The organism is Kitasatospora sp. NEAU-69, from assembly GCF_057158765.1.
The window spans coordinates 73,704-93,031 of sequence record NZ_JBWXUE010000010.1 but is presented as its reverse complement, the minus strand read 5'-3'; the positions used below and the strand labels follow the sequence as shown (position 1 = coordinate 93,031).

At 71.4% G+C, this 19,328-nt stretch carries 18 protein-coding genes and 1 pseudogene; 10 read left to right on the top strand and 9 right to left on the bottom strand.

The annotated features are described in order from the left end of the window. The first annotated feature begins 186 nt into the window (after positions 1 to 186). The 4 genes from AC060L_RS13925 to AC060L_RS13910 all read left to right on the top strand — a co-directional run bounded on the left by AC060L_RS13925 (position 187) and on the right by AC060L_RS13910 (position 5,858). Positions 187 to 1,635, top strand: coding sequence for an APC family permease (locus AC060L_RS13925; RefSeq protein WP_483799150.1), 1,449 nt, complete (start codon positions 187 to 189; stop codon positions 1,633 to 1,635). Positions 1,636 to 1,715: 80 nt separating this feature from the next. Then, entirely contained in the window at positions 1,716 to 3,353 is a 1,638-nt protein-coding gene (locus tag AC060L_RS13920) for an amidohydrolase (RefSeq protein ID WP_483799016.1), read from the top strand. A gap of 179 nt (positions 3,354 to 3,532) precedes the next feature. Then, entirely contained in the window at positions 3,533 to 4,891 is a 1,359-nt protein-coding gene (locus AC060L_RS13915) for a hypothetical protein (protein ID WP_483799015.1), read from the top strand. Positions 4,892 to 5,453: 562 nt separating this feature from the next. Further along, positions 5,454 to 5,858: a hypothetical protein gene (locus AC060L_RS13910; protein WP_483799014.1), complete on the top strand. Its 405-nt coding sequence runs from the start codon at positions 5,454 to 5,456 to the stop codon at positions 5,856 to 5,858. Positions 5,859 to 6,076: 218 nt separating this feature from the next. Here AC060L_RS13910 and AC060L_RS13905 read toward each other — a convergent pair whose 3' ends face one another. Together AC060L_RS13905 and AC060L_RS13900 are read right to left on the bottom strand one after the other, a co-directional pair. After that, positions 6,077 to 6,886, bottom strand: coding sequence for a hypothetical protein (locus AC060L_RS13905; RefSeq protein ID WP_483799013.1), 810 nt, complete (start codon positions 6,884 to 6,886; stop codon positions 6,077 to 6,079). Positions 6,887 to 6,901: 15 nt separating this feature from the next. Then, positions 6,902 to 7,123, bottom strand: a pseudogene (locus AC060L_RS13900) (SAM-dependent methyltransferase); the annotation flags it as partial. Positions 7,124 to 7,293: 170 nt separating this feature from the next. On the opposite strand from AC060L_RS13900, the gene AC060L_RS13895 reads away from it, so the two are divergent. Then, positions 7,294 to 7,797 (top strand): GNAT family N-acetyltransferase, encoded by a 504-nt coding sequence (locus AC060L_RS13895; protein WP_483799012.1) that lies wholly within the window; start codon positions 7,294 to 7,296, stop codon positions 7,795 to 7,797. A gap of 82 nt (positions 7,798 to 7,879) precedes the next feature. Here the strand turns inward: AC060L_RS13895 and AC060L_RS13890 are convergent, their stop codons facing one another. Then, on the bottom strand, positions 7,880 to 8,248 hold the full coding sequence (locus tag AC060L_RS13890; protein ID WP_483799011.1) for a hypothetical protein: 369 nt from the start codon (positions 8,246 to 8,248) through the stop codon (positions 7,880 to 7,882). A 273-nt stretch (positions 8,249 to 8,521) separates the two neighbouring features. On the opposite strand from AC060L_RS13890, the gene AC060L_RS13885 reads away from it, so the two are divergent. Further along, positions 8,522 to 9,220, top strand: coding sequence for a type 1 glutamine amidotransferase (locus AC060L_RS13885; RefSeq protein WP_483799010.1), 699 nt, complete (start codon positions 8,522 to 8,524; stop codon positions 9,218 to 9,220). Positions 9,221 to 9,245: 25 nt separating this feature from the next. Here AC060L_RS13885 and AC060L_RS13880 read toward each other — a convergent pair whose 3' ends face one another. Beyond that, positions 9,246 to 10,688 (bottom strand): FAD-dependent oxidoreductase, encoded by a 1,443-nt coding sequence (locus AC060L_RS13880; protein ID WP_483799009.1) that lies wholly within the window; start codon positions 10,686 to 10,688, stop codon positions 9,246 to 9,248. Between the two features lie 318 nt (positions 10,689 to 11,006). Between AC060L_RS13880 and AC060L_RS13875 the strand changes: the two genes are divergently transcribed. Next, positions 11,007 to 13,031, top strand: coding sequence for a S53 family peptidase (locus AC060L_RS13875; RefSeq protein WP_483799008.1), 2,025 nt, complete (start codon positions 11,007 to 11,009; stop codon positions 13,029 to 13,031). A gap of 138 nt (positions 13,032 to 13,169) precedes the next feature. Further along, on the top strand, positions 13,170 to 13,769 hold the full coding sequence (locus tag AC060L_RS13870) for a cation efflux transmembrane domain-containing protein (RefSeq protein WP_483799007.1): 600 nt from the start codon (positions 13,170 to 13,172) through the stop codon (positions 13,767 to 13,769). A gap of 82 nt (positions 13,770 to 13,851) precedes the next feature. On the opposite strand, the gene AC060L_RS13865 is transcribed toward AC060L_RS13870, so the two are convergent. Together AC060L_RS13865 and AC060L_RS13860 are read right to left on the bottom strand one after the other, a co-directional pair. Continuing rightward, positions 13,852 to 14,232 (bottom strand): ArsR/SmtB family transcription factor, encoded by a 381-nt coding sequence (locus tag AC060L_RS13865; protein ID WP_483799006.1) that lies wholly within the window; start codon positions 14,230 to 14,232, stop codon positions 13,852 to 13,854. Continuing rightward, a complete protein-coding gene (locus AC060L_RS13860; protein WP_483799005.1) occupies positions 14,232 to 14,603 on the bottom strand; it encodes a hypothetical protein in 372 nt (123 codons plus the stop codon). The genes AC060L_RS13865 and AC060L_RS13860 overlap by 1 nt, the downstream gene beginning before the upstream one ends. Before the next feature lie 166 nt (positions 14,604 to 14,769). On the opposite strand from AC060L_RS13860, the gene AC060L_RS13855 reads away from it, so the two are divergent. Continuing rightward, positions 14,770 to 15,075, top strand: a complete 306-nt coding sequence (locus tag AC060L_RS13855) for a GNAT family N-acetyltransferase (protein ID WP_483799004.1) — start codon at positions 14,770 to 14,772, stop codon at positions 15,073 to 15,075. Between the two features lie 12 nt (positions 15,076 to 15,087). Here the strand turns inward: AC060L_RS13855 and AC060L_RS13850 are convergent, their stop codons facing one another. After that, positions 15,088 to 15,654, bottom strand: coding sequence for a hypothetical protein (locus AC060L_RS13850; protein ID WP_483799003.1), 567 nt, complete (start codon positions 15,652 to 15,654; stop codon positions 15,088 to 15,090). A gap of 246 nt (positions 15,655 to 15,900) precedes the next feature. On the opposite strand from AC060L_RS13850, the gene AC060L_RS13845 reads away from it, so the two are divergent. After that, a complete protein-coding gene (locus AC060L_RS13845) occupies positions 15,901 to 17,682 on the top strand; it encodes an MOSC domain-containing protein (protein WP_483799002.1) in 1,782 nt (593 codons plus the stop codon). Positions 17,683 to 17,717: 35 nt separating this feature from the next. On the opposite strand, the gene AC060L_RS13840 is transcribed toward AC060L_RS13845, so the two are convergent. Both AC060L_RS13840 and AC060L_RS13835 read right to left on the bottom strand, forming a co-directional pair. Beyond that, the gene (locus AC060L_RS13840) at positions 17,718 to 18,098 is read right to left on the bottom strand and encodes a VOC family protein (protein WP_483799001.1); all 381 of its coding nucleotides are present in this window, start codon (positions 18,096 to 18,098) and stop codon (positions 17,718 to 17,720) included. Positions 18,099 to 18,197: 99 nt separating this feature from the next. Continuing rightward, positions 18,198 to 19,307, bottom strand: a complete 1,110-nt coding sequence (locus AC060L_RS13835) for an FAD-dependent oxidoreductase (RefSeq protein WP_483799000.1) — start codon at positions 19,305 to 19,307, stop codon at positions 18,198 to 18,200. Between the last annotated feature and the right edge of the window lie 21 nt (positions 19,308 to 19,328).

Below are 19,328 nucleotides of genomic sequence, written 5' to 3'. Positions count from 1 at the left end.
GGCCGCCCCCTCGGCCGGAACCCCCACGAAGACGGCGGTGACGCGTTGGCAGACACGCTCGACAACGAAGGCTCCGGACCGAGAACCCGGACCACCGGAACCACCGGAACCACCGAGACGACTGGAACCACCGAGACGACGGGGAGCACCGGGGCCACCGGAACCACCGGGGCCACCGGCCCCGCGCTGCACCGATCGCTCGGCCTCGGCGGCGCCGTGGCACTCGCCGCCTCGAGTACGGCGGCCACCAGCAGTATCGGCATCGGGCTCGGTCTGATGGCAGGCGTCGTCGGCCTGCACCTGCCGGCGATCATGCTGCTGGCCTTCCTGCCCGTCCTCGCCATCGCGGGCGGCTACGGGCGGCTCAACCGGGTCGACCCCGACGCCGGCAGCAGCTACCGGTGGGTGGGCGCGACCCTCAACCCCTGGCTGGGCTTCCTGACCGGCTGGGTCAACATCCTCGGCACGGTCGTGTTCATGGCCTACACCACCACGGTGACCGGCTCGGCGGTGATCCAGTTGCTCGGCGCGGCCGGCGTGCACCGGGTCGCGGGCCTGTCCCTGAGTCCGGACTCCACGCTCCAGTGCACCGCCATCGGCATGGTCGTCCTGGTCGCCTCGGCGCTGGTCGCGGTACGCGGGGTCGAGCTCGCCGCCCGGCTGCAGAAGTACCTGCTGGTCTTCGAGTACGCCGTCCTGCTCGGCTTCTGCGGATACGGTCTGTTCGCCGGCGACCAGCCCTTCTCGCTCGACTGGTTCGATCCGCTCGGCATCCCCTCCTTCCACGCCGTCGCCCAGGGCATGGTGCTCGCGGTGTTCTGCTACTGGGGCTTCGAGTCGGTCTTCAGCGTGGGCGAGGAGGTCCGCGAGCCGCGCGACGCCTCCCGCGGCGGCTTCATCGCCCTCACGGTGATGATGCTGCTCTTCGTCCTCGCCGGCACCGCCTTCCAACGCGTGCTCCCCATCGACGAGTTGGTCGGCAACGGGGCACAGGGCCTGACGTACTTCGGCAACCGGCTCGCCCGCCAGCCGCTCGCCGCACTGCCGCTGATCGCCCTGACCTTCTCGGCCGCGGCCTCGCTGCAGGCCTCCGTCGTGCCCACCGCGCGCGGCATGTTCGCCATGGGACGCGACGGCACGCTCGGACCCGTCTGGACCCGCCTGCACCCCCGCCACCAGACCCCCGCCGCGGGCACCTTGCTGGTCACGGCGCTCGCGATCGTCCTCGCGCTGCTGTCGCTGGTCATACCCACCGTCAGCTCGCTGATCTCCGCGACCGTCAACGCGATCGGCATCGTCGTCGCCCTCTACTACGCCCTCACGGCCGTCGCCGCCGCCGTCCGCTTCCGCTCCCTGCTGCGGACCTCGCCGCTCGAGGCGCTGCGGGCGGTCGTCGCCCCGCTGCTCGGCGCTGCCACCCTGCTCGCCGTCGGCGGATACCTCGCCTGGAGCTTCTACGACTCGGCCGACCACTTCGAACTCTCGGCGGACAACGGCTGGTTCGAACTGCTCATCCCGGTGCTGATGATCGCCTCCGGCCTGCTGGCCGCCGCCTGGGCCCGCTGGCACCGCCACTCACCGTACTTCACCGCCGACACCGCGCCTGGCACCGGCAGTTCGCCGCACACTGTCTGACGGGCGGCGCGCAGCCCGCGCCGCCCCTCCCCCGCAATCCCCGATCCCTGAAGTCCCGCCGACCCTGTTGGAGCCCGACCATGCACCAGGCCGACCTGGTATTCACCAACGGTCCCGTCCACACCACGGACGCCGCCCGAACCCGTGCGAGCAGTCTGGCCGTGACGGGAGCACGGATCACGGCCGTCGGCCACGACGAGGTACGGGAGCTGATCGGCCCGAGGACCGAAGTCATCGACCTGCGCGGCAAGTTGCTGCTTCCGGGATTCCAGGACGCGCACATCCACGCCGTCTACGGCGGCGTGGAGCTCGCCCAGTGCGATCTCACCGGCACCACCGGCGTGGACGAATACCTGCGCCGGATCCGCGAGTTCGCCGCCGGCCACCCCGAGCGGGCGTGGATCACCGGTGGCGGCTGGTCGATGGAGAGCTTCGACGGTGGCCTGCCCACCCGCCAGTTGCTCGACTCCGTGGTCCCGGACCGCCCGGTCTACCTCATGAACCGCGACCACCACGGCGCCTGGGCCAACACCCGCGCGCTCGAACTCGCCGGTCTCACCCGGCACAGCCTCGACCCGGCCGACGGCCGGATCGAGCGCGAGCACGACGGCACGCCCAGCGGCGTCCTCCAGGAGGGCGCCACCGGCCTGGTCGCCCGGCTCGTCCCGCCGACGAGCACGGCCGACCGGCTGGCCGGGCTGTTGCGGGCCCAGGCGCTGCTGCACTCGCTCGGCATCACCGGCTGGCAGGACGCCCTGCTCGGCGAGTTCAACGGCCAGCCCGACCCCTCGGACGCCTACCTCGCCGCCGCCCGCGACGGCTCCCTCACCGCCAGGGTCAACGGCGCCCTCTGGTGGGAACGCGACCGGGGCGCCGAGCAGATCCCCGAGCTGGTCGCCCGGCGGGCGGCGCTGCGCCACGGCCGCTTCCGGGCGGACTCGGTCAAGATCATGCAGGACGGAATCGCGGAGAACTTCACCGCGGCCCTGGGCAGTCCGTACCTGGACGCCTGCGGCTGCGCCACCGCCAACTCCGGTCTGAGCTTCGTCGATCCGATGGCGCTGCGGTCCCATGTGACCGAACTGGACCGGCTCGACTTCCAGGTGCACTTCCACGCGCTCGGCGACCGCGCGGTGCGCGAGGCGCTGGACGCCGTCGAGGCGGCTCGGGCCGCCAACGGCCGGCGGGCCACCCGCCACCATCTCGCCCATCTGCAGGTGGTCCACCCCGATGACGTGCCACGCTTCGCCCGGGTCGGTGCGATCGCCAACATCCAGCCGCTGTGGGCCGCCCACGAGCCGCAGATGGACGAACTGACCATCCCCTTCCTCGGCCCCGAACGCGCCGCCTGGCAGTACCCGTTCGGCTCACTGCTGCGGGCCGGTGCCACGCTCGCGGCCGGCAGCGACTGGCCGGTCAGCAGCCCCGACCCGATCGCGGGCCTGCACGTCGCGGTCAACCGGATGGAGCCCGAATCCACCGACGGCCGGATCTTCCTGCCCGAGCAGCGCCTCGACCTGGCCACCGCCCTCGCCGCCTACACGGCCGGCTCGGCCCACGTCAACGGACTCGACGACGCCGGGAGCCTGCGCACCGGCCTGCTGGCGGACCTGGTGGTGCTCGACCGCGACATCTTCGCCGCACCGGTGGAGGAGATCTGCGCGGCCCGGGTCCTCCAGACCTATACGGGGGGTGCGTTGGTGTACTCGGCCGAGTGAGGCCGTTCCTCCCGATCGGGAGGAACGGCCCGGCAGGGCCGGCCGACGTGGCGATCGGCTCGACGACGACCCCCGCCGGGAGCGCGAGGTCTTGCGGAGGGTGACGTCGTTGACGTCGGTGGTCAGCCGGTGCATCCGTGGGGTATCCAGGGATCGGTGGCCGTCCTACGGTGGCAGCTATGACGACGGATTCGGCACGAGCGCCTCGATCATCCCGTCTGGTACTCGTACCGCAGAGCCGTCCGGGTTACCTCGGCTCCCCCGTGTGGGCCGGACTGACGGGTGCTCTGACGCTCGGGGTTCTCACGCTTCCACTGGTGGGGCTGTTGGGAGTCGCCGGCCGGGATGCTCTCACGACCGGCGCGTTGATCGATGTCTTCCTGTTCGTCGTGCTCGGCCTCACTGTCGGCTTCGCCCGCGCCGTGGGACGCCGCCACGACGTTCACCGGGTCGAGTTCCTCCCCGCGGGCCGGCCTACCGATCTGAGGATCGTCCGGATGGTCGGGAGCAGCCGCATACCCATCGGGGAACTGCGGGAGGCCACAGTCGTCGAGCACGTCGAGACGCCCTACGACGAGTGCGATCCGGAGCCTGAGCGCTCCGTCGGTGTGGAGGTCCGACTCCGCACCGGGCGTGGTTCGGTGACATCCCCGCGCCATCTGCAGACCAGCCTGCAGGCGGCAGGCGACGAGTTGGACGCGCTCCTGCCCAGCGGCATCACCGCGGGAAGGCGGACCGAGTACTCCGCTCGTAGTCGCCCCCGGATCGAGCAGGAGCGCAAATCCTGGTGGCGTGTCGAACAGGTCGCCGAGACCTGGAACCTCTCAACCGCTGACACCCTGGCTCTCGCGCTGCGCCTGCACGTTCGCCGTTCCACCATCAGCAGCGGTCATGCCTATGACGTGGGCGTGACGGTGTACGAACCCTACGCGGTGAGGATGGTCGCCGAGCAGTTCGCGGACGGCACGGTCGCCCGATACGCCGTCTCGGTCCTGTTGGCACAGCTGGCGCGCGTCGGCGCGCCCGGCGAGCCGATCGCGCTCTCCTTTCACGGCCGGTCCAGCACTCCGAGGATTCCCTGGGACGGCGCTCTGCTCGGTGACGTGAGCGATCCGGAGGCCCGCCGCAGCCTGTCGCTCCTGCTGGCGGCCGCCCCCGCCGAGCCACCCGGCACCGGACAGCTGTTCTTCGACGGTTCCCTGGTCAGACTGCTGGGCGATGCGGAACTCACGTCCCGCTGCCGGGTGCTGCGCCGACTGCTGCTGGCCTGGGGATATACCCGCAGTGGTCAGGAGGACGTCGGCGAGCTGCCCGCCGAGGTGGCTGCCTACCTCTCCTACGTCCGGTACTCACTGTGCTGTGCCGCCCGTCGTGAGGACCTGCCACCACGGGTACCACCGCCGACCTCGCTGGACTGCCCCGACGGGCCCTGGACCGCCCCGCCCGGCATGCCTCCGGCCGACGAGCTGGCAGCCCGCGTCCAGCAGGCACTGGCCGACAGGCCCGTCGTGCGCCTGAGGAGGAATCAATCCCCCTGAGGTCGTACGATCCGGCCCGTCGGCTGTGGCGGAGGCCTTGGACCGGCCGGCACATGGCGGGCGGCCTCACATCATCACCGCAGCGCTGGAGGCCGTCCGACATCAGCACGCCACGGACAACCGACGGCACCCCCGTGCCGTCCCCAACTGATGACTAGTCAAAGTCATTGTGAATGAAGGCGGTACGTGAATTAATTTGAGCTGACGCGTTGCTCGGGCCCACGACACAGGCGGGACGGACTGGACCCTGGCACTGCTGGGTCTACTCGCCGGCGGACCGGGCGGCATGGTGGACGCCGTGATCGTCGACCTCGTCGAGCGGGGCGTACTTCGGGCTGAGGACGGGCGGTTGGGGCGCCCTGCGGAAATCACTGGCCGGCGTGCTGGCCGCCGCCGTCATGGGCCTGCAGTTGCAGACCCAAGTCCACCGGATCACGGCCTTCTTGCTGAACCCAGGCAGCGCCGAGGAGGGGGACGTGGAGTGACCTGGAGCACGGACACCGCCGCGGCGTCCGCCGACCCACCTCGCAGCGGGGTGGGAAGCCGAGCAGGGGGTGGAGAGATGGTGCAGTCGTACTCGACCGACCGGATGCCGGGTGGTCTCAAGGGCGCGCTGGTGGTGGTCTGGCTCCAGGCGGTCGTCAACTTCGTGGTAGCCATAGTCATGTTCCATGCGAACCAGACCGACATCGACCACGGCTACACCGACGGCAGCGGCCTGGCCGTCGCGTTCGCGTGGGTGACGATGGGGACGGCGGTGCTCCTGGCGGCCTGTGCGGTGGGGACGGCGATGCGCCGGAACTGGGCGCGGGTCACCGTGATCACGCTGCAGGTGGTGAACATCCTGAGCGGCGTGGTCCTCACACTGCTCGGCGGGGTGGTGCCGGGCCTGCTCGGCATAGCGGTCTCGGCGGCCATCATCGGGGGGTTCGGCTCGTCGAAGGCGATCGCCTGGATCCGGGGCTGACCATGGCGGGACGTGGCAGCGGTAGCGCGGGAAGGGAGTAGAGCAGGGCGTTGACGATCTCCCGCATCTCATAGTTGCCCCGGTGGCCGCTGACGGAGGGGTGCTGGGCCTTCCAGGAGGCGATGACGGGATCGATCAGGGCCCAGCGCTCATCGGTGCCACAGGATCCGGTGACGACAGAAGCGACATCACGTCACACGCCGTCCTCTGAGAGACGGTCAGTTTCGGCTCGCGCGGACCGCCTCGATCAGGTCGTGGGCCACACCCGGGTTGTAGAGCAGGACCGGCTCGGGAGTGTTCTTCCCCTCATTGGGAAAGGTGAAGAGATACCCCTCGAGGCCGTGCTCTGCGGCCAGCTGCTCGAACTCCTGCTCAGGCACCCGCCAGATCAACTGGGCGATTTCGCGCCCCGGCCACCACTCCTCCGGACATTCGAAGTTCCTGTCGATATCGGTCAGATACTCCACCGGGATCTCGAACGGGGCGAGCTGCTCGGTCAACCAGGCGATGAGCGCCGGTGCGTCGACCCGGGCCATCGGGGACTGCACAGTAGGCACGCACTCCACCGTCCGGTGCGCGTGGAGCACCACTTTGATCGACTTCCGGTCCCCCAGCCTCAACTTCTCGACCACGGAGACCCCGCGCAGCTCGCCTACGGTCTCGATCTTCTTCTCCCGCATCCGGCCGAGCACCATCCGATCCGGAAAGTCCGGCGGACAGAAATCGATCCACCGCACCATCTCGGCGTCGGCGGTGATGAGCACTCTCACCAGCAGGACGATCAGACCGACCAGGAGGATCAGGACCAGCGCCAGCAGAGCACCCCCGACGGGCAGCAGCCGGAGGAGAACGCCCATCACCAGAATAGCCGGCAGGAAGCCGATCGCCAGCTGGATCGGCAGCACGCTGCTCCTCTTGAGCATGGCGTGCACCTCGGCCCCCCGGTCGGGCACGAACTCCAGCCGCCACCAGCCGTCAGCCGACCGGGAGAGAACTTTCGCCAGCGGATCGGGACTTGAAGCTGCCATGGGTCACAAGATAGGTCAACTCCTCCGCGCCACGGCGGCCCAGTAGAAGGCGGCCTCAGGATTCACCGCCGGTTCACCGTCCGGGCGCCAGGCCATCACGGGAGCGATACCAGGCTCCGACAACTCCCAGTCGGCCACGAACCGTTGGGCCTGCTCGCGCCTTCGCGGCACCAACGTCATCCGGCCCTCGCCCTCGGCGTCCACCGCTGTACCGACGGCACAGGGCGCTGTCGTCGAGGTGGACGTCGTCCCAGTGCAGGCCGAGGGCTTCGCTCTTGCAGGGCTCGCGGTCGCTCACGGCAGATACTTCAGCACGGCCAGGCTCTCCGATCAGCTCAGATGCGACGGTGCCGGTCGGGCGGTCGGGCGATCGGGCTGGTGTCGGTGGCCTCGGGTAGCGTGCCGGGATGGGAAAGACTGTCACGTATCTGGAGATGACCGGGCCCGGAGAGCTGAAGCCGGGCCGGCCCGAGCCCGCGTTGGAGCTTCGACGCGAGGAGGGGCTGTCGGCGCTCGCCTGCTCGGTGCAGGCCCGGGTCGGTGCGGCCTACGGATGGCGCAGTTCGACGCGCTCCGACCAGGAGTGGCGGGAACTGGCGCTGGCGCACCCGCATCGCCAGTACTGGCTGATCCGGCTCGCGAGCGAGACGGCCGGGATCGCCGCGTTGGAACCCCAGCCCGGCGGGGACGTGGAGATCCGCACCTTCGGACTCCTGCCGGAGTACGTCGGCCGGGGACTCGGCGGGCATGCGCTGACGCTGGCGCTGCATCAGGCATGGGCGACCGAACCACTGGAGGCAGCGGCCGTCCGCAGGGTGTGGCTGCACACCAACTCCGACGACCACCCGAGCGCGCTCCTCAACTACACGCGCAGGGGCCTGCGCGTCTACCACACCGAGGTCGAGGAGTAGCGCCCACGCCCACATCCAAGCCACGCGCCGCGCGCCGCCCGACGGCCGGGTCGGTCGCGGTCCGCCGGCTGCGGCGCCGGGGTCAGCTCGGGGGTGGGCTGTCCCAGGAGTAGGAGTCGGGCAGGTTGTGCGCGCCGCCGGAGTTCTCGTTGTGGATGGCCGCGTTGGCGGTGTACGAGGTCCCGTTGGTGAACGTCACCAGGCAGCGCAGGTGGGCGGTCGCGCCGCGCTCGGTGTCGTGGACGTGCGGGGTGCACGAGACGGAGGCGACCGGCCGCTTGTCGTGCGTGGTGATGTGCGACTTCATCACGTTCTGCAGAGCCGCGTAGGCGTCCGTGTTGGGTCCGCAGCCGGCCGCCGCGCCGGCCACGGCCGCCAGCGCCGCCACGGCCCGCCAACCCCCGTGCCGGGCCCGGAGTCGGCGGGGCCCACGGAATCGGTCCACCCGCATGGGCGCGCTCCTGATCGCTGGTCGAAAGGCCCTGATCGTAGCCCACGAGGGCCGGCGGGTTCGGTGTGCGGGCCGGTCTCGCCGTCGTGCAGCTGACGGGTGGGTGCGAGGCCGGCCGCGACGGCGGCGGGCGGGTTGCCGAGCGGGGAGTCCGTGCTGCTGGGAAACTGCCGGGAGGTGCGTTTCGCTGTCGATCGGGCATGTGTGCCGGAGGGTGAGGTCAGGGTGCAGGGCCCCGGCTCGCGGTGGGGGGAGGGGGCGGAGGACGAGGCCGTGCTCGTCGTGCAGAACTCGGCCTCCAGTGGTCCCGGCCGGGTGGCCGGCTGGTTGCGGGAGGCCGGGCTCGGGGCGGCGGTGGTGCACGCGTACCAGGGCGAGCCGCTGCCCGCGGTGCTGGGGGGCCGGGCGCTGGTGGTGCTCGGCGGGGGCTTCCTGCCCTGGGAGGACGCCCGCGCACCCTGGCTCGCCGGCGTACGCGATCTCACCGGGCAGGCACTGCGGGACGGCAATCCCGTGCTGGGCATCTGTCTGGGCGGCCAGCTGCTGGCACACGTCGCGGGCGGCACCGTGAAGGACGGCTACGGCGAGCCCGAGTACGGGAGCACGCCGATCCGGCTGCGTGCCGCTGCGCAGGAGGATCCGCTCTTCGGGGCGCTGCCGGCGGTGGTGCCCGCCATCGAGAACCACGTGGACGCCGTCACCGAGCTCCCGCCGGCCGCGGTGTGGCTGGCGGAGAGCGAACGGTGCCCGCACCAGGCGTTCCGGGTGGGGGAACGCGCCTGGGGCGTGCAGTTCCACCCGGAGGCGCCGGCCGAACGGATCCGCTCCTGGGACCGGGAGCGGCTGGGTGCGCAGGGCTTCGACCCGGATCGGATGTACGAGCGGGCGGTGGCCGACGAGCCGGTGTCGTCGGCCACCTGGCGGGCCTTCACCCATCGGTTCGCCGGGGTCGTCGCCGCGATCCGCAGGTGACCGCGCACCGGGTGATCCCGCCTGATCAGGCGGTATCGCTTCCCCGGGCCGCGGCGGAGGCGGTGTGCGCCGGCAGCGGGCCGCCCGAGCGGGGCGCCGGGGAGGCGCGGCGCTGGGAGAGCGCGGCGCCGATGACCTTCCGCAGCACCGAGGGGTGGAAGAGCACGCTGGGCGGAGCCACCATGTTGGCGACCCTGGCGAAACGGGACCAGACCTGCGCGTCGTGAACGGAGACGGCGAAGATCTGCTTGTTGTACCAGTGGGCGATCCTGGCCCCGAGCGGCCGGCCGTGGGGGTTCCACATGAGGTCCGAGTTGCTCGACAGCGTCCACGGGACCAGCAGCACGCGCGCGACCCGGCGCTGGAACCTGCCGCTCAGTCCGTCGAGTCCGCCGCCCGCCGTTCGCGACACGGCCAGCATCCGGTGGAGCAGGTCGGCCTCCAGCGCCGCCACGGTCAGCCCCTGGCCGTACACCGGGTTGAACACGCAGACCGAGTCGCCGACCGCGACCAAGCGCTCCGGCCAGGCCTTGACCTTGTGGTACTGGTTCCACTGGTTGTTGACGTTGACGTAGCGGCGGGTGGGTTCCGCATCGGTACGGCGCTCGATCAGCTCGCCCAGCAGCGGGTTCCCCAGGCCCTTGGCGAAGTCCAGATAGCCCTGGTCGTCGACCGGCGGCGCCTGGTCGCCGAAGCCGATCAGTGAGCACATCCAGCGGTTGCGCTCGACGGCCAGGATCACGCCGCCCCGGGGGACGTCGGGCGCGGACGTCATCTGGTAGGCGCCGTCGAAGTCCACCTCGTCCTGCTCCGGACGGGCGAAGGCCATCGAGGTGTACGTGATCTTCGCTTTCACCACGCGCCGCGCGGGCACGGACACGCCCAGCTCACCGAGCCAGCCGTCCAGGCCGCTGGTGCGCCCCGAGGCGTCGACCACCAGGTCCGCCTCCAGCCGGACGGGCTCCTCGGCGCCGTCCGCGCGGTACACCACCCCGGTCACGACCCCGGCCCGCCCCATCACAAGGGCCTCACACCGCGCGGAGGCCACCGGCGTCACGCCGGGCAGGGCCAGCACCCGCTGCCGCAGGCGGCGTTCCAGCTCGTCCCGGGTGAACGACTGGATCAGCACACCCGTGCGGGCGCGCGGGGCGTACCCGGCGGGCTGCAGGAAGCTGACCCGCTCGCCGTAGTCGAAGACCGGCGCACCGAGCTCGTGCAGTTCGGCACGCAGGCCGGGGAAGAGCGTCTCGAGGACCTGCGCGCCCTTGGCCAGCATGGCGTGGGCGTGATACCCCTGCGGCGCATGCGGATGGGCACCGGTGTCCCCGTCGATCGGATCCCGTTCCAGGATGACGACTTCGCGGAAATGGTCGGTCAGCACCCGGGCCGTCACCAGACCGGCGTACCCGCCGCCGATCACCACGGCCTTCCCGTGGCGGTCGCCCGACGTGCCTGTCCGCATCCCCATGAGTCCTCCTTCTGTCGGCCGGTCAGCCGGATGTCCACTACTGCTCTACACCAGGTAACAGGGCGTCAGGGGGTGACGACAGGGAAACCCGCACATCGTTCCGCACGCCGGGGGTGAACCCTGCGGGGCGAACGCGCCGGAGCCGACGCGCGCCGGTGACGGACACGCCAGGGGCGAACGGCCCCCGGCGGGTCGGCGGGCCGCAGCGACCGGATCGGCGCCCCGACCCGTCCTGAGTAGTGCGCAGGGGCGGGTCGCCGATCCGGGCGATCCCGGGAGGGCCCTTGCGATGCCGACAAGTTGACGGAGTGTGGGATCTTGACTCGACAGATGTTCTTCTCGGGCGACGCCGACGCGGGAGGCCGCCGGTCTGGCCGGTCCGGGCGGTCCGGGCGGGGGGCCGTGCTGGGCGCCGCGGCCGCCGCGGCCGCTCTGCTGGTGGGGGTGTCGGTGCCGACCGCGAGTGCGGCGACGGCGAGCCGCGCCGACCTGCCGTCCCCGCTGCCGGCCTGGAGCAGCGATCCGACCTACATCCAGGACCTGGGAGCCGCACCCGCCGACCGGAGCCTGTCGCTGCGGGTCTACCTGGCGGGGAAGGACCCGGTGGGCATGGTCGCGGCGGCCCGGCGGGTCTCGACGCCCGGCGACTCCGGCTACGCCCACTACCTGACGCCCGCCCAGTTCACCGACCGCTTCGGCACCGACGCGGCGCAGAGCGCCACCGTGCGCTCCTGGCTGACCGGCTTCGGCATGAGCGTCACGGATGCGAACGCCCACTACCTGACCGTCAGCGCGAGCGTGGCCGAGGCGCAGAAGGCCTTCGCCACCTCGCTGCACGCCTTCGACTGGAAGTCGGATCCGGCCGGCCCAGGCGTCGCACCCGTGAGCGGGATCTCGGTGCCGAAGGCGCTGGGCCGCGACATCAGCACGGTGATCGGGCTCGACATCCGGCCGGGCGCCACGGCCGCCTCCCATGCCCAAGCCGCACCCACAGCCACCCCCACCCCCGCTTCCACCCCCGCCCCGGCGACGTGCTCGCAGTGGTGGGGACAGCACAGCTCGGCGATCCCGCCCGTCAACGGACAGACGAGCGCCGTCGACGCGATCTGCGGCTACACCCCCCAGCAGCTGCGCGACGCCTACGGCGTGACGGACGGCCCGTACACCGGCAAGGGCCGCACCGTGGCCGTGGTGCTGGACGGCGCGCTGCCCACCATGGCGGCGGACGCGAACCGCTTCTTCGCCGCCCACGGCCTGCCGGGCTTCGCGCCCGGCCAGTACAGCGAGAACTTCGGCCCCAACTTCGCGGCCAGCTGCCAGGGTTACGCCGACCTGCCGGAGGAGCCGCTGGACGTCGAGTCGATCCACATCACCGCACCGGACGCCAAGGTGGTCTACGTGGGCGCCGACTGCACCACGGGCCAGCGCGGCGGCGGCAACCTGCCGTTCCTGGACGCCGAGACCCGGATCGTGGACCAGCACCTCGCCGACGTGGCGACCGACTCGTTCAGCACCACCGAGGGCGGCAGCCCGGCGAGCGTCGTCGCGGCCTGGGATCAGATGTTCCAGCAGGGCGCGCTGGAGGGCATCGGCTTCAACTTCGACTCCGGCGACGGCGGCGACGCGGCCTACCCGCAGTTCGGCATCCCGGCCGCCGTCAGCTTCCCCGCCTCGGACCCGTGGGCGACCGCGGTGGGCGGCACCACCCTGCAGATCGGCCGGCAGGGCGAGGTGGTCGGCGAACTCGGCTGGGGCCACGACCAGACCAAGCTGACCGCGGACGGCACCGGCTACCTGACCCCGCCGCCCGGCCGCTTCGACGAGGGCTCCACGGGCGGCCGCAGCGCGCTCTACGCCCAGCCCTGGTACCAGAAGGGCGTCGTGCCGCAGTCCCTGGCGACGGCCGACGGCACCGCCCCGGCGCACCGCGAGGTGCCGGACATCGCCGCCGACGGCGACGGCGTGACCGGGTGGCTGATCGGCTACAGCGCCGGCGGCACCTACAGCGAGGTCACCGAGGCCGGCACCAGCGGCTCGGCGCCCCTGGTGGCCGGCCTGGAGGTGGACGCGGCCCAGGCCCGCGGCCGCGCCCTCGGCTTCGCCAACCCGCTGCTCTACTCGCTCAGCGGCACCCCGGCGATCCACGACGTCCTGCCCGCCCCGGCCGGCCCGGCCCCGATGGCGGTCCAGTGGGAGCGCGACTACTCCGCCCCGAGCGGCTACTCGCCCTGGCTGCTCACCCTCGACCAGGACACCTCGCTGAAGACCACACCCGGCTACGACGACGTGACCGGGATCGGCTCCCCCACAGCGGACTTCGTCCGCTCCTTCGGCCGCCGCTGACCACATCCGTCCGGCAGCGGGCCGAACCGGTTGGTGGGTCCCGATACGGACGGTACGTCGCCGTGCAGAGCCGGCGGTATGACAGGTCGATGGCCCAGGTGTGACGGGTCCGTTATGTCCGTCTGCGACACTCGCCCGGTGACTACCTCGAACGATGCTGCTCGCGCGACCCTGCTCCGCCGGGGGTTCGCCCTGGAATACACGACGCTGGCGTGGAACGTCGTGGGCATCGTGGTCCTTGCCGTGGCCGCGATCTCCGCGCGGTCCGTGGCGCTGGCCGGGTTCGGGCTGGACTCGCTGATCGAGATCGGCGCCTCGACCGTCGTGGTGTGGGAGCTGAGCGGCACCGGTGAGGAGCGGCAGCGTCGCGCGCTGCGCCTGATCGGCGTGGGCTTCGCGCTGCTGGCCGGATACCTGCTGGCGCAGTCCACGTGGGTGCTGGCCAGCGGCTTCCACCCGCACCACTCGCCGCGGGGCATCGTCTGGACCGCCGTCACCGCCGTGGTGATGTTCGCCCTGGCCGCCGGCAAGGCGCGTACCGGCGCGGCGCTGGACAACCCGGTACTGAAGACCGAGGGCCGGGTCACCCTGATCGACGGGCTGCTCGCCGCCGCGGTGCTGGTGGGCCTGGTCCTGAACAGCACGCTCGGGTGGTGGTGGGCCGATCCGCTGGCCGGCTTCGTGCTCGTCTACTACGCGGTGCGCGAGGTGAAGGAGATCTTCTTCGGCGAGCACTGAGCGGCCTGGTCGCACCGGTGGGGGCCGGCGCGCGGCCGGCCCCCACGGCTTCACTGTCCGGCGGGTTCACTGTCCGGCGGGTTCACTGTCCGGCGGGTTCGCTGTCCGGCGAGGCCGCCACCGCCTCCGACTCCTGTTCCGCCCTGCGTAGTTGCTCCAGGACTGCCTCGCGGTCGGTGAGCAGGACGGTCAGGATCCGGCGGGCCGACTTGAGCAGCTCGGAGACGTCCGCACCGGCCAGCGCGTACAGCACCACGCCCCGCTCCCGGGTGGCGATCACGAGGCCCGAGCGTTTGAGCACCGCGAGTTGCTGGGAGAGGCTGGACGGCTCGATCCGGAGGTCGGCCAGCAGATCGCGCACCGGGAGCGGGCCGCCCTGGAGGAGCTCCAGCACCCTGATCCGCACCGGGTGGCCCAGCATCCGGAAGAACTCCGCCTTGACCTGGTAGAGCGGCTGTTGCATCAGAGCTCCAGCGTGCTCTCGACCTGCTTCAGCCGGTGCCTGGCCATCGCCAGGTTCGCCCGGCTCCGGTCCAGGACGAGGTAGAGGAACAGCCCCTGGCCACTGCGCGAGTTCAGCAGCCGGATCAGGTGGTACTGGTTGGTCAGCGTCACCAGGATGTCCTCGATGCCGCCGGTCAGGCCGAGCATCTCCATGGTGCGCAGCTTCGCCCGCACCAGGTCGGTGTTGCCGGCCGCCGCGACCATGAGGTCGAAGTCGCGCCCGCCGCCGAGGGTGCCCAACGCCATGCCGCTTCCGTAGTCGACGAGTGCCACACCCAGGGCACCCTCGATCATCATGGCTTCCTTCAATGCGATCTCTGTCTCTGCCATGCCCCGACCGTAGGACGCCGCAGAGCACACGGTTTTGAGAATTGCAGAAGTCTGCAATTCGACGATCCTGATCGGCTAGAGTTCGCTCTCTTGAGCCGAAGATCGTTGAATGATAAACTAACTGGGCAGCAGGCCGACCGCCCGCCGCCCAGCACCAGGAGGAACGATGACGACCACCGTGACGGACAACCCCGACCGCTCCCGGTTCGAGATCACGGACGACGGTGAACTCGCCGGCTTCGCCGAGTACTTCCGGCACGAGAACGAGATCGCCTTCATCCACACCGAGATCGACCCCGCCTTCGCGGGCCGCGGCCTCGCCGGGGTCCTGGCCCGCGCCGCGCTCGACGCCGCCCGGGAGCAGGGCGCGGACGTGCTCCCCTACTGCCCCTTCATCAGGGGCTGGCTGACCAAGCACCCGGAGTACGTAGACCTGGTGCCCGAGGCCCAGCGCAGCCGCTTCGGCCTCTGAGCAGCACCCCGTTCAACGACGGCGGCCGCCCGGGAGTTCACCTGGGCGGACGCACCCCCACCGCCCCCTGCTCAGCAACCAGAAAGCGCTGCTCGTGCCGATGCCGTAGGCGAGGTGGGCGGTGAGATCATCACCCAGCGTCTTGGCGTCGTACGTCCAGATGGGTTCGTAGAGTCCCGCGATCGGAAGCACCACGTATCCACTGAGCCACACGAGCGCACCGTACGGGAGCCCGTACAGGACGTGGGGTTTGCGCAGCGAGGCACTGACGATGCCGTAGCAGGCCGCGTTGCCCACTCCATAGGCCCAGTGCATGAACGTGCTGACGGGGAACGCCGCGCTGTCCGGCAGCTCGCGCCGGGTGAAGGCCTCGACCAGGCGCTTGCCGACCTGCCCTGGATCCGGCGCCTCCTGCCAACTGCGGACCGGGGCGAACTCCCAGTGCAGGGCGTTGCGTTCGCCACCGTCCCGGCGCTGGCGCAGGAACCGCACGGTGTCCATGCAGACGGTGCCGATCGCTCCTGCCGCCAGCCCCGCACCGACGGCGCCGAGCGGAGTCAGCTGCTTGCGAGTGCGCATGGGTCGATCACACTCCCGATCCCCGTTCTCAGAAGGCCCCACCGGAAGCCCCAAGCGCCCGCTCGACGAGCTGCGCACCGGTACCGGGCCCGGCTCGGGTCGCCGCGCGCGGCGACGGCGCCCACCGGCTCCCACTCTACGTGTCACCGCAGCCCGGCGCCGCCCGGAGCCGTACGGGGTGCGGTCGGCCACCGGCCGTACGACGCTGGAGGCACCGGCCTGTCGAGCGCGGGAGGAGTACCGCTCATGGCCGCTCTGATCGCCGTGAACGTCGGCATGCCCAAGGACGTCCCCTGGCGCGGCAGGACCACCCACACCGGCATCTGGAAGCACCCCGTCGCCGGGCCCGTGATGGCGCGCCGGCTCGACCTGGACGGCGACGGGCAGGGCGACCTCGCCGGGCACGGCGGCGAGCAGCGTGCCGTGCTGGTCTACCAGTTGAGCTCCTATCGCCACTGGCAGGAGCATCTGAAGCGGGACGACTTCACGTACGGCCAGTTCGGCGAGAACCTCACCGTGGACGGACTCGCCGACGACGAGGTGTGCATCGGCGACCGCTACGGGATCGGCGGTGCGGTCTTCGAGGTCACCCAACCCCGGGTGACCTGCTACCGCGTGGGGTTGCGGCTCGGCGAGCCGCAGATGGCCGCCCTGCTGGTGTCCCATCACCGCCCGGGCTTCTACATGCGGGTGCTGTCCGAGGGGCTGGTGCGGGCCGGGGACGAGATCGTGAAGATCGCCTCGGGCCCCGAGGAGATGACCGTCGCGGAGATCGACGCTCTGCTCTACCTGCCCGGCCACGCCCGGCCGCAGCTCGAACGGGCCCTGCGCATCCCCGCGTTGAGCCCCGGCTGGAAGACGTCGCTGCAAGCACTGCTCGACGACGCGGATCGCGACTCCGGCGCCACCGGCGGAAACCGCGGGCTGACCACCAGCAGCCCGCCGCCGGCCTGGCCCGGGTTCCGCCGGCTCGAAGTCGCCCGCGTCGAGCCGGAGAGCGCGAGCATCTTCTCGCTCACTCTGGCGGCAGCCGACGGTGAGCCGCTCCCGGCCGCGCTGCCGGGGCAGTTCCTCACCGTCCGCCTGCAGCCGGACCCACAGACCTCCCCGGTCATCCGCAGCTACTCGCTCTCCGGCCGACCGGGCGCCGAAACGTACCGCATCAGCGTCAAGCAGGAGCCACACGGCCTCGCCAGCGTCTACCTGCGTCAGCGCGTGAAGGCGGGTGACGTTCTCGACGTCGCTGCTCCGCGCGGCACGTTCCTGCTCGCGGACGCGGACACGCCGGTCCTGCTGCTGTCCGCCGGTGTCGGTGCCACCCCGGTCCTGGCCATGCTGCACGCTCTGGCCGCGCAGGGCTCGCAGCGCGTGGTGTGGTGGCTGCACGCGGCCCGGGACGGCGAGAACCACCCGTTCGCCGACGAAGTGCGCGCACTGCTCTCCCAGTTGCCCGCAGGCCGGTCGTTCGTCGCCTACAGCCATCCGTCCGGCGCCGACCGCCCGGGCACCGACTACACGGTCAGTGGGCGTCTCAGTCCCGAGCGGATCCGCAGTCTGGCCCCGCCTCCGGACGCAGACGCCTACATCTGCGGGCCGAACGCCTTCATGCGGGACATGACCGGAGCCCTGGAGGCCTGCGGCCTGCCGCCCTCCCGGATCCACACCGAGGTCTTCGGGGCCACCTCCGCCATCACCCCCGGCGTGGTGACCGGATCCGCCCGGGCACCGCACCAGCCGGCCGCTCCTCCCGACGCCCGCCCGGACCCCTCCGTCGCCGTATCCGTAGCCTTCGCACGCAGCGGGCTGGTCGTCCCCTGGCACCCTGACTACGGAACGCTGCTCGAGCTCGCCGAGGCCTGCGACGTACCCGTGCGCTGGTCCTGCCGCACCGGAATCTGTCACACCTGCGAGACCGCGCTTCTCTCCGGCCACGTCGAGTACGCCCCACAGCCCCTGGAGCCTCCCGCCGGAGGAAGCGCGCTCATCTGCTGTTCGACACCCCCGGCCGACGTGGTCCTGGACATGTGACCGAGCCGTGCCTGCGCCACGTCCTTGAGCGTGGGCTACGGCACGGCACGACTCCTGGTCAGGCAGAAGGGATGCCCGGCCGGGTCGGCGAGAACCCGCCACCTGTCGCCGCCCGGTTGGTACTCCGGCTTGACCGCGCCCAGCTCCAGCAGCAGAGCCTCGGCCTCGTCGAGGTCGTCGACCGCGAAGTCGAGGTGCATTTGCTGCGCCGCGCTCTGGTGCGGCCAGTGTGGGGGCCGGTAGTCGTCAACCCGCTGGAAGCCGATGAAGAGCCCGTCCTCGCGGGTGAGGCCGGCGAAGTCACCGTCGGACTTCGGGTGAAGCTCGAAGCCGGTGGCTTGCCGATAGAACGCGGCCAGCGCCTCGGGATCGGCGCAGTCGAGTGTTATCGCGGTCAGCTTCATCTGGAGGGGCATGGCAACTCCGTGACAGACATCGTGCTGCGGGCTCGAACTCGTCTGGCCTCACACCATAGTGATCGGATCCACGCGTCATGACCTGATTTTGAGGCCGGATCAGGACGCCGTCGCGGGGACGAGGTGGTCGAGTCCCTGTGCGCTGCCCGTCGCGGCCTCGATCGAGCGCGGCAGCATGATGCTCTCGTAGGCGCGGACGGCGGCGTCGACGCCGGCTTCGGTGACGAGGGCGTGGGCGAGGTCGGAGCCGTCGAGCATGGCGAGGTTGGCGCCGAGCCCGACCGGGGGCATCAGGTGTGCGGCATCGCCGAGCAGTGTGACGCCGGGAACGTGCTCCCAGGTGTGCGGGGTGGGCAGGACGAAGAGGGAGCGGTTGACGAAGCCGGTGTCGCCGTTGCTCACGACGTAGCGCAGGCTCTCGTCCCAACCGGCGAACGTCCTCAGCAGGTGCGTCCGCACGGCCTGCTGGTCGGCGAGGTCGATGCCGGCGGCCACGTGCCAGTCCTCCGGTGCGCGGAGCGCGAGGTATGCGCGGATGTGGCCGTTGCTGTTGCGCTGGGCGACCAGGGACCTGCCGGCGTCCTTCACCAGCAGCGATCCGTTGCCGACCAGCCGCGCGAGCTCGGGATGGCGGGTGTCGCACTGGTCGAATCCGGTCTCGACGAAGGAGACGCCGGTGTAGCCCGGTGCGGCGGGCGACAGGGCCGGACGGACGCGTGACCAGGCGCCGTCGGCGCCGACCACCAGGTCGAAGTCCTCGGCGGTGCCGTCGCCGAAGAGCAGCCGGCAGGTGCCGTCCGGCAGTGGGGTGACCCCGGTGACCGCGCGGTTCCACCGCACCGTGCCCTCGGCGAGCGAGTCCAGCAGCAGGCCGCGCAGTTGGCCCCGGTCGATCTCAGGCCGGCCGCCGGTGGCGGACGGCCCGTGCTGCGCCAGGAGGGCGGCGGTGGCGAAGTCGAGCACGCGCCACTCGTCTCCTTCGGGGCGGGCGAGGGCGTGGAATCGGTCCAGGAGCCCCGCCGAACGCAGCGCGGCCTGTCCGGTGTCGGGATGCATGTCGAGGGTGCCGCCCTGCGGGCGGGCGTCGGCGGAGGCCTCGCGTTCGAAGACGGTGACGGAGCGGCCGTGTTGCTGCAGGACCCGGGCGCAGGTGAGGCCGCCGAGGCCGGCGCCGACGATCGCGATGCGGGGATCACGAGCAGAGTTCATGGGAGTGCCCTTCGGGAGGTG